Genomic DNA, 14,986 nt, shown 5'->3' on the forward strand with positions numbered 1-14,986 from the left:
ATGTTGAATGTTCACTCGTATTACAGTTTACGTTACGGAATTCATTCTCCTGAAAACGTGATCCGCTGGATGAAACAGAACGGATATACCACATTTGCCCTTACGGACATCAACTGTTCAACTGCTATACTGCAATTTGTACGAATTGCGCAGGAACAGGGAGTGAAACCTGTCGCAGGAATAGATTTCAGAGAAGGAATACGACAAAAATACGTCGGACTGGCGAAAAACAATCGGGGATTTCAGGAACTAAATCACTTTCTGAGTCAACATCTACAGAATGGTCAACCTTTTCCCGATGAAGCACCGGCATTACAACATTGCTTTTTCATTTATCCCACAACAAATCTTCCCAGGCGGAAACTTTCTGAACAAGAGTATATAGGAATCGGAAAATCTGATCTGAACAAAATTAAATGGTCTAATTACTCCGGGGATACTGAGCGTATGGTCATCCTCGCACCCATGACCTTTTTGAACAAGCAGGACTTTAATACTCATCGGCTTTTGCGCGCCATAGATAAAAACACCTTGTTATCTATGCTTCCTAGCTCAGAGCAGGCTCTTGAATCTGATACCTTCCAAAGTATTAAGGAGCTTCAACTCTGCTTTCAAGAAGTTCCATCTATTTTTGAGCGTACTCAACAACTTCTTGATTCCTGTTCTTTGTTTTTCGGTTTTGGTGAACAGGTAAGCCCTCAGAATCAACTGACCTATACCGGAAGTGAAAAACAGGATCTTGAACTCATCACTCAACTTACTCAAAAAGGAATCACACAGCGTTACCCAAAAGCGAATGATGAAATCAGGAAGCGTGTGAAAAACGAGATCGAGGTTATTTACCAAAAAGGCTTTCTTTCCTATTTTTTGATTACATGGGATATTATTCAATATGCCCGATCAAAAGGATATTTTTATGTCGGACGGGGAAGCGGGGCGAATAGTATTGTTGCTTATCTGCTTCACATTACGAATGTAGATCCGTCTGAACTTGATCTTTACTTCGAACGTTTTATTAATCTGTACAGAAAAAACCCTCCTGATTTTGATATTGATTTTTCATGGAAAGACCGGGACGATGTTATCCGTTATATATTTCAACGTTTCCCCCATTCCACACTACTGGCAACTTACAGTACATTCCAATACAAAGCAACACTACGTGAACTTGGAAAAGTATTCGGGCTTCCCAAGTCAGAAATTGAGACACTGGCGTCTGATCCCGGATATGTTGCCCAAGACAAATTATCCGACCTTGTCTTACGGTATAGCAAACGAATTGAAGGACTCCCTTCACACTTAAGTATTCACGCAGGAGGTATTGTCATTTCTGAAAAGCCCATTACCTGGTTTTCGGCTTCCTTCTTACCTCCCAAAGGATTACCGACAACCCAATTTTCCATGCTGGAAGCAGAAGATGTCGGTTTATTTAAATTTGATATCCTCAGCCAAAGAGGTTTAAGCAAGATCAGTGAATCTCTCGAAATCATACGGGAAAACCAACCTCAAAATCCTCCGCATGATATTCACGATGTACATGTCTTTAAAAACGATGAAAAAATCAAAGCTCTTATCCGAAATGCAGAAGCCATCGGTTGTTTTTATGTAGAATCACCCGGGATGCGAATGTTGCTAAAAAAACTACAAACAGATACCTATCTGGGATTAGTTGCTGCCAGTTCTATTATCCGCCCGGGAGTTGCTCAATCCGGCATGATGCGGGAGTATATACTTCGTCATCGCATCCCTGAAAAACGAAAAGAGGCGCATCCGGTTATGGCCGAAATCATGCCCGAAACATACGGAGTAATGGTCTATCAGGAAGATGTTATAAAAGTGGCACACCATTTTGCCGGTCTGACACTCGCCGAAGCGGATGTACTCCGAAGAGGGATGTCCGGAAAATTTCGTTCCCGGATTGAGTTCCATGAGATCCGGGAAACGTTCAGGGAAAACTGCCTGAAACGAGGCTACCCCGAAGAGATCATACGGGAAGTATGGAGGCAGATAGAGAGCTTTGCCGGATATGCTTTTTCCAAAGGACACTCCGCTTCTTATGCCGTAGAAAGTTATCAAAGTTTATACCTGAAAGCCTATTATCCACTTGAATATATGCTGGCCACTATCAATAATTTTGGTGGTTTTTACAGAACGGAATTTTATGTACACGAAGCCCGAAAACTTGGGGCAACAATAGAACCACCTTCTGTGAATTACGGAGATTATAAAAGTGTTATTTCGGGTAAGACTATTTATCTTGGTTTTCAACTGGTGTCCGGCATTGAAATAAAAGTCATTGATCGGCTACTTTTTGAACGAACAACTAACGGTCCTTTTACGAGCTTCAAAGATCTCACACAACGTATTCAACTTCCGCTGGAACAACTACTTTTAATAATTCGCATAGGAGGTTTACGCGACTTTCCCGAGTCCCGAAAAGAATTGTTATGGAAAGCGCACGTGTATCATAACAGAAAAAAAGACGAACAACACCAACCCTTATTATTTCAAAGTCCTGTAAAGGATTTCACTCTTCCGTCACTGGACGAAGACCGGTTAGAAGAAGCTTTCGAACAATTGGAACTACTCGGTTTCCCGCTCTGTTCCCCCTTTCTACTACTAAAGGATAAAATCCCTCCTCTGATACACCCCTTTGAACAACTACACAGAAAACGTGGTTTAAAAGTCTGTCGTTATGGGTATCTGGTCACTACGAAACGTACCCGTACCACATACGGCGAGAATATGTTTTTTGGCACCTTCATTGATCAGGATGGAAATTATTTTGACACGGTTCACTTTCCTGAATTTGCCAGACGATATCCTTTCAGAGGAAATGGGATTTATAAAATAACCGGTATTGTTACAGAAGAATTTGGCGTTTACACAATAGAAGTTGGCCAGATGATTAAACTCCCTTATTGCGACGATCCCCGATACAGTGAAAAAGAAACGGTCTTATCCGGCAAGCGTGAAAACATGGATACCTTTAAACTCTCCTAAAGGTTTTTCTAAAAACGGTTGAATATAATCAAGTTCCAACTGCGCCGGATCTGTAATAAACAAGTATTTTGCTCCGGCATCAATTAGTTGATCGATCTCTTCTCTTGATGAATAATGCATAAAATTTGTCCAACCTCTTTTATTCAGGAAATAAAGAGACACACTAAATGAATAATCAGATAAACAAATTACTTTATCATCAGGTTGTACCCCTGCCTTTTCAAGATCAGGAAGAACCGCTTTGTAACGCCACCAATTTGCAGACACATCCCAGTTTACCCACCTCATCATTCCAACAAACTGTTCATTTCCTACAACAGGAAAATCACCTTCCGCTGCTCTGGTTTTCAATTTTACAACACTTAAACAGTAGATAAAATTATATCCAAGAAACAGTACAAAAAGAATCTTTAGTACAGGTGACCTGTAAATCTTCTCTTTTCGTTCTTTTAACCAGTAAAAGAACGGAACAAACGAAGAAACAAACAAAATCAATAGGGGAATGTAATAGTAATCATGATTTTCAAAAAGAGGTGCCCACAACAGAAAATAAAGGAGCCCTCCAGTAAAAACAAAGATATTTCCCAAGGAAATAATCAATGGTAATTTTCGGAAGAACAATAAATTGACAAGAGGAAGCAATACTACAAGGGCGATCATGGGACGACTAAAGAAAATAATCGTGGTCGTTGTTTTCATCCCATCCCACAATTTGGCTAACCCTGCTTCATCCATTAACCACAAAGGGTATATACTGTTAAATGTGTATTTAAACTGATGCTGTTCGTTATAATACGAAGCATAAAAATACCATGAAAAGACAGCCAGAATCACTATTCCGAACCCAATAAAAGTAGCTCCGGGGCGTTGAAAAACCCTTCCTCCTTCACTCAGTTTTTTCCCCAGTAATTCGATAAGGAAAGCTGCACCCAAAAAGACAAATAATATCAAACTGGATACTTTTATAAGCCCTGCCAAAGCAAAAAATAACACAGCCCACCACAAGGAGTATTTTGCCCAGGGAATCCGGATGGATCGCACAAGAAAATAAAAAGCTATCAGAATAAAGCAAAAAGCGGGGACGTCTGTTAGAAAGCTTACTCCAAACACAACAAATACAGGAGAGGTAAATAATAATAAACTCAATACTGTAGACCAGAAATTTCCAAAATTGAGCAATAATAATGTTCTAAAAAAAGCAAATACTCCTGCCAACAAAATTAAAAGGTAAAACACTCTGTACAGCATAACCGATTCCCCAAAAACTGACCATGTTTTTCCTACCAGATAGTACAAAACGGGAAACTCTCCGGCCGTTTTTCCGGTAGTTAATTTATCTGCGAGTAATATATCAATCTCCGGTTCTGCAAAAGCTGCTCCATTGGCATAATTACGAGCTAAAGACAGACAGTCTGTCTGTCGCCACAAATGCATGTTCATGGGTTCTTTTTCCAGAACACCGTCATAGTAGGACACTGTCATTACAGCAACAAAAAAGAAAAACAATACATTCGGGTAATTCTTGAACCAGGTATACATCTTCTTCATCTTTACAGAGTAATTACTTAGCTAAGGTAGTATTTTCTTCAGGAAAGTCTTTTTAACCCAATCCTTTTCCTGTTTTTATCCACTTCCAGCACCTCCACCTCTACATGTTCATGCAATGCTATAAAATCAGCCGGATTCTCGACATACACATCTGCAAGCTGTGATTTATGAATTAATCCGTTTTCCTTTATTCCAATATTAACAAATGCTCCAAAATTCGTCACATTGGTTACCAGACCGGGTAACTTCTGACCAACAAAAAGATCATCTATCGTCCGAACTGACTTGTCAAATTCCAAAACTTTAGCTGTCTTTCGCGGATCTCTTCCCGGTTTTTTCAATTCATTCAAAATATCATGTTCTGTAAATGTAAGATTCTGTGTATTTTCCAATTCTTTCAGTACTTTCTCATTCCCCAATAACTCCTCTACACTACTACCTTTCATTGCAGCAAAAGAAGCTACAATTCCGTATGATTCAGGGTGAACAGCCGTATTATCTAATGGATTATCCCCTTTCCTAATCCGTAAAAATCCCGCACATTGCTCAAACGCTTTTTCTCCCAATCGCGGTACTTTTTTCAACTCTTTCCGATTAACAAAAGCACCATTCTCACTTCTGTATTTCACAATATTCTCAGCAAGTGATATTCCCAGACCGGAAACATACGACAATAAATAGGGCGAAGCCGTATTTAGATCCACACCAACACTATTTACAGCAGAGATGACCACATCATCCAACGCTTCTTTTAATTTCTTTTGGTCAACATCATGTTGGTACTGACCTACTCCCAACGACTTAGGATCAATTTTCACCAATTCAGACAAAGGATCCATTAATCTCCTTCCTATCGAAACAGATCCTCTTACCGTTACATCAAAAGAGGGGAACTCCTTCCTTGCAATCGAAGAAGCTGAATAAATCGAAGCTCCATCTTCCCTCACAACAAAAACCTGTACATCATTTCTGAATCGAATCTGTTTGATAAAATATTCCGTTTCTCTTCCGGCAGTTCCATCACCAATCGCAATCGCTTCAATTTTATACGTCTCAACTAACTGGCTTATTTTCGAAGCCGCTTTTCCTGTTTCTTTTTGGGGAGGATGCGGATAAATCGTTTCATTATGGAGTAAGCTTCCATTTTCATCCAGACAGACGACTTTACAGCCTGTTCTAAATCCAGGATCTATTGCCAGAATTCGTTTACTACCCAATGGAGATGCCAAAAGCAATTGTTTCAGGTTTTTCGCAAAAACGCCTATAGCTTCTTCATCCGCCTTTTGTTTCATTTCTGCTAATGCTTCATTTTCTAAAGAAGAAGAAAGTAATCTTGTGTAAGCATCCTTAGCCGCATCAGCAACACAATCAGCATCTTTACCGTTCCCTCTTACAACTGCTCTTTCAATAATTTCGACAGCTTCTTCTTTATCCGGCTGGGCTTTTACACGTAAAAAGCCTTCTTTTGCTCCACGCATAATCGCTAAAAAACGGTGAGATGGACATCGCTGCAATTTTTCTTCGTGTTTAAAATAATCCTTATACAGTTGCGCTTCCTCTTCTTTTCCTTTGATCAAAGCAGCAGTCAATACGGCTTTCCTTTCATACAACTGTCGTAATCTCGAACGTACAAACGTATTCTCATTAATCCATTCGGCAATGATATCCTTTGCTCCGGCTATTGTATCTTCTACATCAGGAACATCATGATTCACAAAGCGCTCTGCCATCACATCCGGGTCACCACCTCGTTGTGACATGATCATTTTTGCCAACGGCTCCAACCCTAACTCTCTCGCTACCTGACCTTTTGTTCTCCTCTTGGGTTTATAGGGTAAATACAGGTCTTCCAACTCCGTAGTCGAATAACAATTCTCAATTTTGACTTTCAAATCATCGCTTAACAATCCCTGTTCATCAATGGCTGACAGAATACTTTGTTTTCTATCAACCAGTTCATTCCACTTTTTTAAAGCATCCCGAATAGTCGTAATTTCAACTTCATCCAGCCCTCCGGTTCTTTCCTTTCTATACCGGGAAATAAAAGGAACCGTTGCTCCTTCAGTAAGCAAATCAATTGTGGCAGAAATTTGTTTGGGTGAAACAGCGATTGACAAGCGGATAAATTCAATATTAGTCATTACCGAACGTATAAAATTTGAATGAAAAAATATAACAGCCGCTAAATATACGCTAAATTTCACGTATCACTTTGCGAATGAAGCGAGACTAAAAGTATTTCTATACTATTTGTTAAGATGTTTGTCTTTGCTCTGCATTTTTGCAATTTTTGTAAAAAAGAAATTTATGCTCGAGGGATTAAAAGTCGTTGAACTGGCAACGGTTCTTGCCGGACCACATGTGGGAATGTTCTTTGCAGAGCTCGGAGCTGAAGTTCTGAAGGTTGAACACCCTGAGCATCCGGACGTAACCCGTTCGTGGAAACTTCCAACAGAAAGACCGGATAGTTCCGTTTCTGCTTATTTCTCAAGTGTTAATTACCATAAGACATACATCCGGCTAAACCTCTCAAAAGAAGAGGATAGATATGAAGCTCTTAACCTGATAAAAGAGGCTGATATCGTACTAATGAACTTCAAGAAGGGAGACCAGGAAAAATTTAATTTGACAGATAAGACATTACTTCAGTTCAATCCCGGACTATTGATTGGTAAAATTTCCGGATTCGGAGAAGAGTCGGATCGTGTCGCCTATGATTTAATTTTACAGGCAGAAACCGGTTACATGTCTATGAATGGAACTCCCGAAAGCGGACCAGTTAAAATGCCTGTAGCTTTTATAGATGTACTTGCCGCCCATCATCTGAAAGAAGGTCTACTTGTTGCATTGCTCAACCGTCAACGTACAGGAAAAGGCGGAGTCGTTCATGTTTCGCTTTATGACGCAGCTATTAGCAGTCTGGTCAATCAGGCATCCAACTATCTTATGAATAAACACATTCCTCAGCGTATCGGTTCTCTTCACCCCAATATTGCTCCTTACGGTGAACTCTTTAAAACGAAGGATGACAAAGAGGTTACATTTGCCATCGGAAGCCAGATACATTTTGAGAAATTAGTGACCGTACTCGAAGCAAAAGAGTTATTGAAAGACAAGCGATTTATCAATAACCAGGTTCGGGTTGATCATCGTTTTGAATTAGCTGAACTGATTCAACAAAAAGTAATACTGTGGCAGGCAGAGACCTTAAATAATGAACTAAGAAAAGTATTTGTTCCCTGCGCTATCATAAAAAATCTGCGCGAAGTGTTTAGAGAGGAAGGTGCTCAAAAACTAATTCGGGAAGAAAAAATAGAGGGTCGTCTTACTAAACGTGTCACCGGAATCGCATTTACCTATGGATCTTATTGAAATACGCTCTCCCCAAAATGAGCAAGAATGGGAAAATTATTATGAAATTCGCTATAAAGAATTAAGAGAACCCTGGCAGCAACCACGTGGCTCAGAAAAAGATTCTTCTGATGCACAGGCTACTCATTTCGCCTTATTTGTAAATGGTGAAATGGCAGGAGTGCTCAGAATGGACTCTACTGAAGATCCTGCTATTAACCAATTCCGATTTATGGCAATCTCCAATTGTTTTCAAGGCAAAAAACTGGGCTACAAGATACTACACACCGCTGAAAAGGAAGCAATTAAAAGAAATAAATCAAAAATCATATTGCAGGCACGCGAAAAGGCTATCTCATTTTATCAACGGGGTGGTTATAAAATCGTCAAGAAATCTCATCTTTTATTCAGTGAAATCCAACACTTTATGATGGAAAAAGAATTACCTTCTTCCCTTAAATAAGCCGATCATAACTCATTTTCACCTCTTGTCACTTCTTAATAAAGGGTAAAATTAGGTTACAATTATTTCAAATTGATTTTATTTTTCCTTAATTTAGTGTCCAATAAATCAAAAACGAAAAACATGAAAAAAGTATTACTAAGCTTATTGGCTGTTGTTACAGCCACAGTTGGTTCGGCTCAGGTGATCTTCAACGTTCTCGATCCTGCGTCGATAGAAGGAGATTACAGTTTCGAAGCTGCTGACTGGGCGTTAACTCCTGATCTTACACTTCCTGCGAATCGTGTTCAGGGTTTTGTTGAAATTGTAGATGATGGTACAGCCGGAGACTCCCTAGGATGTCAGGCTCTTTCCAATGCTGGAGATGTAGCCGGAAAAGTTGCTATTGTTTATCGCGGAAATTGTGAATTCGGAGATAAAGCTCTCAATGCGGATGTAGCAGGTGCAATTGCTGTGATTATTGTTAATAATGAACCCGGTGAACCGATCCCGATGGCTGCAGGGACGAATGGAAATAATGTCGATGTTCCTGTCATCATGATCGGTCAAAGTACAGGAGCAATGATCCGGGCTGAGCTTGATGCCGGAAATCCAGTTGAAGTTTTCATCGGAAACAAACTCAATCTGTTTGACTACGACTTTGGAATCTACAACAAAGACATTGTACATACAGGAAAAACATCTATTCCTTCATTGTTAGCACAAAATGGTTCTGAGTTTTCGTATGTACCTGCCGCATGGGTATTCAATTACGGAGCTATAGATCAGACAGATGGTATCTTTAATGTGGTAGTTGAATTCGGAGGTTCTGAAGTATATAACGAATCTGCTACCGCTTTGAGTATAGATTCAGGAGATAGTTTATATGTATCTCTTCCTGAATTTTCAATGACAACTTATGATCCGGGATTGTATACAATTACATACACAACCAGTCTGGCAGGAAATGCAGATGAATACCCTGGCGACAATGAGGTTATTACTTCGTTCCACATAAACGATAATCAAAAGTATGCAAATGCACGTGTCGATGCTACCGGGGATTTAATTGCCGGCGACGGGTTACGTGCACAGGATGCAGCTAGTTTTGCCGCTTGTATCGTATTCTCAGACGCCAATGCGTCACGATTAGCTGTTGATGGGATTGATTTTGCCATCTCAAAGTCAGGAGACGAGTCAATTGCCGGGGAATATGTATATACTTCAGTATGGCAATGGGGACCATTTGATGATTTAGATGATCCTGCTTTCGGAAGTGCTGAAATCACTTTTGTTGGAGATGGTGAATATAGTTTTGACAATGGAGAAGTAGGTGGAGAATATGTTTCTACTACACTTAGAAATGCGGATGGAGACTTTATCTTACTTGAAGATAACACACGTTACATTTTCTGTGCAGAAAGTGATAATGCAGATGTATATTTCTCATTTGACAGCAATACTAATTATTACAGAAACATTGATTTCATCAACCGTCAGCCTTATATGCTAATCAAGACCACTGATTTTGGTCTTGGATTTACTGATTACTATGGAACTCCGGCAATTGCTGCCAAGTTCATTGATGCTGCGACAGTAGGTTTAGCTCATCAGGACGATTTGGTTGAGGTTACTCCATTCCCTAACCCAGCTAAGAATGTTATTACTATTCCATTACAAAACCTTGAAGGAGCTGCAACTCTACAAGTTATTGATGTAGCAGGAAGAACTGTACTTACAGAAAATGTTACTCTTAATGCATCACAAACACTTAGCGTTGACTTAAGTTCTTTAACAAATGGAACTTACACATTCAACATGAACTTTGAAGATGGTAAAGCTTCAACTTTCAGAGTTGTTGTGAACAAATAGAATAAACTGTCTATTGAATACAAAAAGCGGTGTGATAAATTCACACCGCTTTTTTGTTTATTTTATCTGATAACGATTAATACATGTCCTATCTCTGAAAGTTTTTATATTTTCTTTCTTCTACTTTTTATTTTTTTGTTGAGTATTGAAAGGAATTTAATGCCATTTATAATATTCCCCCTCTGTTAAACCACACCACCTAGTGTATATGTGCATGAAATTCCAATGTAACTCTGAAAAGTCTTTAATTCTGGAAAATTTTTTCAATGCTGAATTAAAAATATCTACCCACTCCCTTTCAGTTAATTTTAAATTACGCTCTTCTAACTTTTCTCGAATTAGAAAAATGATTATTCTATATATTATTAATAGATTGTCATAATATGGTTGTATAAGTTCGTATTCATCTAGTAGACCTTCTCTCCATATAATTTTTTCATCTGCGCCTCCTTTACTACTTGATGAATAACCTGCATTATGATATAAATGCCATTTATTCAAAACCGCATTAGGTTGGTTTGCTAAAAAGCTGTAATCAATCATATGATCAATATCTTTAACATATCGAGGTTTATTAACGACACAAACGGGGATCCATTTATTTTGACCTTTCTCTCGTGGATAACCTTCAAATCGAAGATCTCCAATTATTTTTTGAGCAGATTCCAATTCTTCGACTTTAACCTCTTCCTTATCTTTATTAATTCTTAATACTGAAAGAAGGGTAAAATCATTACCTAATTCAAATTCATCACCATCATTAGCATCACTAAAATCAATTGGTACAAAACATCTAATGTACAATTGGTTTCCTTTGCATTTAATTTGTTCTCCTCTTATTTTAATATCGAAACTTATATCTCGAAATTTATAATAGTAGTCTTTCCCTATTTCTACTTCAAAAGCATTCTTCATTATAATCTCTTTATAAACAGAAGATCGATACAGATAACTTCCCTAAAGAACTTCCAGAACAATTATACAAATAGCGTTGTACCAATCCGAACGGTTTTTCCAATTTTTACTACCTTTTTCGAATTACATCTTTTTCAATGTTTCAGCCCTCCACACATTAAGCACACTACCCACTACTAATCCCTCAAATGTTTATACTTCTCCATATAATACAGATCCACCACTTTAGCCACTGATGGATCTTTTATTGAATACTCAATCAGGACCGTGTCACCTTTTTCAAGGGAAGTTATCTTCATCGGTTGATTTAATTCATATTTCTTTCCATTTACTTTGTATTTAAAGTGAGATATGTAACCGGTTCGATAAACAAAATTTGACTCAAAAAAAATAGCTGTCGTCTGTTTTGAATCTTCCAGTAAATTGTCTTGTCTGATATTTTTTACATAGCGTGTAATTACAACACCAACAATAAAGAGTGCTAACAAACCACCCCATTTAATCTGCTTATTTATTTTCATTTCCAGACTCTTTTAAGGCTTTTTTAAGAGGTATCATAAAGAAGTTGTTACCCGTTATAAAATTTAAACGCGAATATTTAGTTCTGAGAACACGACTACATGCAAATCAGGAAACACTCATAACTGAGTGTTCTATAGTTACTGGGAATGTGCTTATAGCTCCCAATGTATTCCCAGAAGAAACAGTAAACCATACATTAATATAGACAAGAAAGCATATTATTATTGCTAACGAGAAACCAACTATTTGGTTAAAAACTTTTAAAAAGGATACCATATTGTATATATGGTTTATAATTATTGATATTAATATTAGCGTTAAATCAATAACTAATACTTTTGGAGTAATTGCATAAATTAATTTGAGGATCCTTCGTTTTTCAAGAAGAATTCCCAAAGCAAATCGAATGATATAAATTAATGTGTATCCGTATAAAATTAATAAACTTAATGTTTTTAAGTACAGTTCTAAAGAAAAATCTCGCCCCAAAAGCAAAATTATTACTATGATAACTGTACCTATCCAATACTTGGAGTGGTTAAAAATAGTATAGTTACTGTTGTTTTTCTCCAAAATCACTTTCTCTCATTTCTTTTGTATCATCAAGTGTCCCACTATATGTAACCGTAACCCTTTTTTTACTATTGAGATACTTTTCAATAAACCTTCATTATCAAATATGATAAACACTTATAGTTAGGGCTGTGGTCTAATACGAAGTCCCTTTGTTTCAAAAAACTTATCTAATTCAATCCTTTTATCTTCAGGACAGTAAAAATGAATCTTCTTCTTTTTATACTCATTTTGCTTTAATTTAACGACAATAATCTCATAAGGTAAAAAACCTTGTTTAAATTCATTCATAACTTTAACATCTGTATATTCATATACAGATTTAAACCAAAAAAAATGAATTACTTCTATATGATCCTGATATAAATTAACTTTTATTATTCCATTTTTTCGACTATACCAAATGAGGTATATCATGAACATAATTAAAGCTACATCTAATACCCAATTAAAAGTAAAAAATAATACTAGGAAGAAGAACAAATGTATGATGAATAAGCTTGGTGCCAACAATAGAAATAACATTAATGGCGCAGTTCCAAACGAAAATAATTTCGTAAAATTCATAATTTTATTATTCTTAGTTCTCTTTTTCATCTACTTTTTGATCTAAAGTAAGGTGTTCTACAACTCCCCTAATAGAATAAGTTTGATTAATAACATCCTAAGTACCATCAATCATTTCTCCACCTACTAACTTAACAGTAAAACTTGCTTTACCATTTATTACACCTTTAAATAGATTAGTTATTTTATCAAACTCCTTGTGAGTTTTGTTTTCAATTTTCAGGTTTTATTATAAACTATAAATTCCATTTAAGAAAAGAATTTAATGAATTTGAAACCGTAGAGTTTTCGGTTGAAACAATTAGCTCACCAACAATGTAGGCATTGCCTTCTTTAAGTAAAAACAATATTCGTGCTAGTTTCCGCAAGCCAGGTTCTATCACTATACTCTTCCTGAAATTGAACTCTACATGCTTTGCATCCATATCGCCAGTTAGTACTTTTTAGTCAATGCTTCCAATAAATGACTTTGGATTAGAACATGCACAAATCAATAAAAAAAATGCTTGTTGAATAACCAAAATTTACTTCATTAAACCACTTCTTCATAAGTTTTTACTTAATGTCTCTTTCCTTTTCGGATGGAATTTTTCTTTCGAGAAATATATGAACCATAAAAGTTATAATCAATAACCCAATCCCAACGAACCAATTTATTAGATACTTTGAGTATATCTCTGAATCATCTGATAAAAAGCCAATAAACATACATTTTTTTTTCGTCAGGTGATAGTTTGAGACACTACCCTTAGCGGCACCCCACGTTATAGCCTCTCTTAAACATCATAGTATTTTTACAGAACTCGGGGAGAAAGGCCTCCTCCCCCACTCCCTATTTTTCAATACGAGAACTTATTTCGTATACTACTACTAACACTATACCTGAAATAATAATCAAAGTCATGTCAATCGTATTCTTCTTTAATAAAAACAAAAGAATGACATTTAACAATACTGTTATTGCAATACTAATGATTAACGATTTAATTTTCATTTGAATTTTATTCTATTATTAGACGGGTCCTTTGGGTAAAAAATGATGTCGATAGTATCTCCAACAAATAGCATATGATTACATGTACCCTGATAAACTTTATTTTTGTATTTAAACTTATATTTGGAATAATATCTTCTAACGAAATATCTTTCAGTTACAACTGCGATACCTTCAATTCCATATTGTTCTAACAATTCACGGTCTTTCTTAATTTCATCCTTAACAAAGAATCCTATTATAATCACCATTAAAAAAAATATAAGTGAAAATAATATTTGCCGATAATATCGTTTATTAGAATCTCGGCTTTGGTGTTTTTTCTGGTCTTTGACCATTTTTGTCTTTTTTCACGTTGTTATTTTGTATTCCCATATCCTTAATACTCACAGGGAGTATATCTGAAGGTATTAATGGTTCTGTTTTTAGTACATCTGCAGGGGATGGATTCATTAAAGGAACATAATCTGTTTTTGGGTTTGCGGGTGAATAATTTCTCTCAACAGTTTGAACAGTTATGTTTATATCTTGTGAAGGAACTGCATCAACGAAATTTACTGAAAGTGAAGATGCATTTCCTGTTACAACATTTATAGCTCCATCTATACCTACATCGAACCAATCGACTTTCCCGAAAGCCTTAATAAAATCCTCTTCTAAAGCATAATGAGTCGTGAATTGCAAAGTTACCGAAATAGTAGCTCCAGTTGCAAACAAAGCAATAATGCTTGGAGCTGAAGCTCTCAACGCTGCCCATGCACATGGTGGACAATCACCTTTAGGGTCAGTCAGGATAACTGGATTGTTAAAAACAAAATTATATGGAGTTACACTCGGAAATAATCGTTTTTTCGGATCCAACGACTTCCACCTACCCAACCTCGGGTCATATTGCCTGAACTCGGTAGTATAACTATTTCCATTCCCAGACAGTTCGCCATCGTGTTCCATCCCATTGAACTGGTAGCGGTAATCCACTCCTCCATTTCTACCCGGCATGGTCATACCAAACGCATAGTAATCACTCCATGAAAGTAGTACAGGGTCGTAGTTACCATCCGTAACATTCCACATTTTCCGGTCGTTTATGACGGCAAGGACGTTGCCGAGATGGTTAGTCAACTCATACCGTTTATTTCCACGTTGATCCGTGTGTACCACGTCTACCCGCTTATGCGCAAACGGTTCTAAATTACCAT

10 protein-coding genes are annotated in these 14,986 nt (G+C 37.1%); 4 read left to right on the forward strand and 6 right to left on the reverse strand.

Annotated features, from left to right (window positions below; genetic code table 11):
* On the forward strand, window positions 1-3,003 hold the full coding sequence (locus tag ABDZ97_RS12920; protein ID WP_343788328.1) for a DNA polymerase III subunit alpha: 3,003 nt from the start codon (window positions 1-3) through the stop codon (window positions 3,001-3,003).
* On the opposite strand, the gene ABDZ97_RS12925 is transcribed toward ABDZ97_RS12920, so the two are convergent.
* Both ABDZ97_RS12925 and ABDZ97_RS12930 read right to left on the reverse strand, forming a co-directional pair.
* Window positions 2,959-4,551, reverse strand: coding sequence for an ArnT family glycosyltransferase (locus ABDZ97_RS12925; protein WP_343788330.1), 1,593 nt, complete (start codon window positions 4,549-4,551; stop codon window positions 2,959-2,961). The genes ABDZ97_RS12920 and ABDZ97_RS12925 overlap by 45 nt on opposite strands.
* Window positions 4,552-4,589: 38 nt before the next feature.
* The gene (locus tag ABDZ97_RS12930; RefSeq protein WP_343788332.1) at window positions 4,590-6,692 is read right to left on the reverse strand and encodes a Tex family protein; all 2,103 of its coding nucleotides are present in this window, start codon (window positions 6,690-6,692) and stop codon (window positions 4,590-4,592) included.
* A 166-nt stretch (window positions 6,693-6,858) separates the two neighbouring features.
* On the opposite strand from ABDZ97_RS12930, the gene ABDZ97_RS12935 reads away from it, so the two are divergent.
* The 3 genes from ABDZ97_RS12935 (at window position 6,859) to ABDZ97_RS12945 (ending at window position 10,216) form a co-directional block, all read left to right on the forward strand.
* Window positions 6,859-7,923: a CaiB/BaiF CoA transferase family protein gene (locus ABDZ97_RS12935; RefSeq protein WP_343788334.1), complete on the forward strand. Its 1,065-nt coding sequence runs from the start codon at window positions 6,859-6,861 to the stop codon at window positions 7,921-7,923.
* Entirely contained in the window at window positions 7,910-8,365 is a 456-nt protein-coding gene (locus ABDZ97_RS12940; protein ID WP_343788336.1) for a GNAT family N-acetyltransferase, read from the forward strand. The genes ABDZ97_RS12935 and ABDZ97_RS12940 overlap by 14 nt, the downstream gene beginning before the upstream one ends.
* Before the next feature lie 123 nt (window positions 8,366-8,488).
* Window positions 8,489-10,216 (forward strand): T9SS type A sorting domain-containing protein, encoded by a 1,728-nt coding sequence (locus tag ABDZ97_RS12945; protein ID WP_343788338.1) that lies wholly within the window; start codon window positions 8,489-8,491, stop codon window positions 10,214-10,216.
* 156 nt (window positions 10,217-10,372) lie between these two features.
* Here ABDZ97_RS12945 and ABDZ97_RS12950 read toward each other — a convergent pair whose 3' ends face one another.
* The 4 genes from ABDZ97_RS12950 to ABDZ97_RS12965 form a co-directional block, all read right to left on the reverse strand.
* Window positions 10,373-11,131 (reverse strand): hypothetical protein, encoded by a 759-nt coding sequence (locus tag ABDZ97_RS12950; RefSeq protein ID WP_343788340.1) that lies wholly within the window; start codon window positions 11,129-11,131, stop codon window positions 10,373-10,375.
* A 176-nt stretch (window positions 11,132-11,307) separates the two neighbouring features.
* Entirely contained in the window at window positions 11,308-11,652 is a 345-nt protein-coding gene (locus tag ABDZ97_RS12955) for a hypothetical protein (RefSeq protein WP_343788342.1), read from the reverse strand.
* Between the two features lie 697 nt (window positions 11,653-12,349).
* Window positions 12,350-12,823 carry a hypothetical protein gene (locus ABDZ97_RS12960; RefSeq protein ID WP_343788344.1) on the reverse strand — a complete coding sequence of 158 codons (474 nt, stop codon included), beginning with the start codon at window positions 12,821-12,823 and terminating at the stop codon, window positions 12,350-12,352.
* Window positions 12,824-14,084: 1,261 nt separating this feature from the next.
* On the reverse strand, window positions 14,085-14,986 hold a 902-nt coding region (locus ABDZ97_RS12965; RefSeq protein ID WP_343788346.1), incomplete at its 5' end, for an RHS repeat domain-containing protein.

It is taken from the genome of Wandonia haliotis (genome assembly GCF_039523435.1).
In the GTDB taxonomy this organism is placed as follows: Bacteria; Bacteroidota; Bacteroidia; order Flavobacteriales_D; family Crocinitomicaceae; genus Wandonia; species Wandonia haliotis.

What these genes read in the sequence shown, in the direction of transcription:
- ABDZ97_RS12920 (WP_343788328.1), top strand. Translation starts at nt 1, where the DNA reads ATGTTGAATGTTCACTCGTATTACAGTTTACGTTACGGAATTCATTCT.
- ABDZ97_RS12925 (WP_343788330.1), bottom strand. Translation starts at nt 4,551, where the DNA reads ATGAAGAAGATGTATACCTGGTTCAAGAATTACCCGAATGTATTGTTT.
- ABDZ97_RS12930 (WP_343788332.1), bottom strand. Translation starts at nt 6,692, where the DNA reads ATGACTAATATTGAATTTATCCGCTTGTCAATCGCTGTTTCACCCAAA.
- ABDZ97_RS12935 (WP_343788334.1), top strand. Translation starts at nt 6,859, where the DNA reads ATGCTCGAGGGATTAAAAGTCGTTGAACTGGCAACGGTTCTTGCCGGA.
- ABDZ97_RS12940 (WP_343788336.1), top strand. Translation starts at nt 7,910, where the DNA reads ATGGATCTTATTGAAATACGCTCTCCCCAAAATGAGCAAGAATGGGAA.
- ABDZ97_RS12945 (WP_343788338.1), top strand. Translation starts at nt 8,489, where the DNA reads ATGAAAAAAGTATTACTAAGCTTATTGGCTGTTGTTACAGCCACAGTT.
- ABDZ97_RS12950 (WP_343788340.1), bottom strand. Translation starts at nt 11,131, where the DNA reads ATGAAGAATGCTTTTGAAGTAGAAATAGGGAAAGACTACTATTATAAA.
- ABDZ97_RS12955 (WP_343788342.1), bottom strand. Translation starts at nt 11,652, where the DNA reads ATGAAAATAAATAAGCAGATTAAATGGGGTGGTTTGTTAGCACTCTTT.
- ABDZ97_RS12960 (WP_343788344.1), bottom strand. Translation starts at nt 12,823, where the DNA reads ATGAAAAAGAGAACTAAGAATAATAAAATTATGAATTTTACGAAATTA.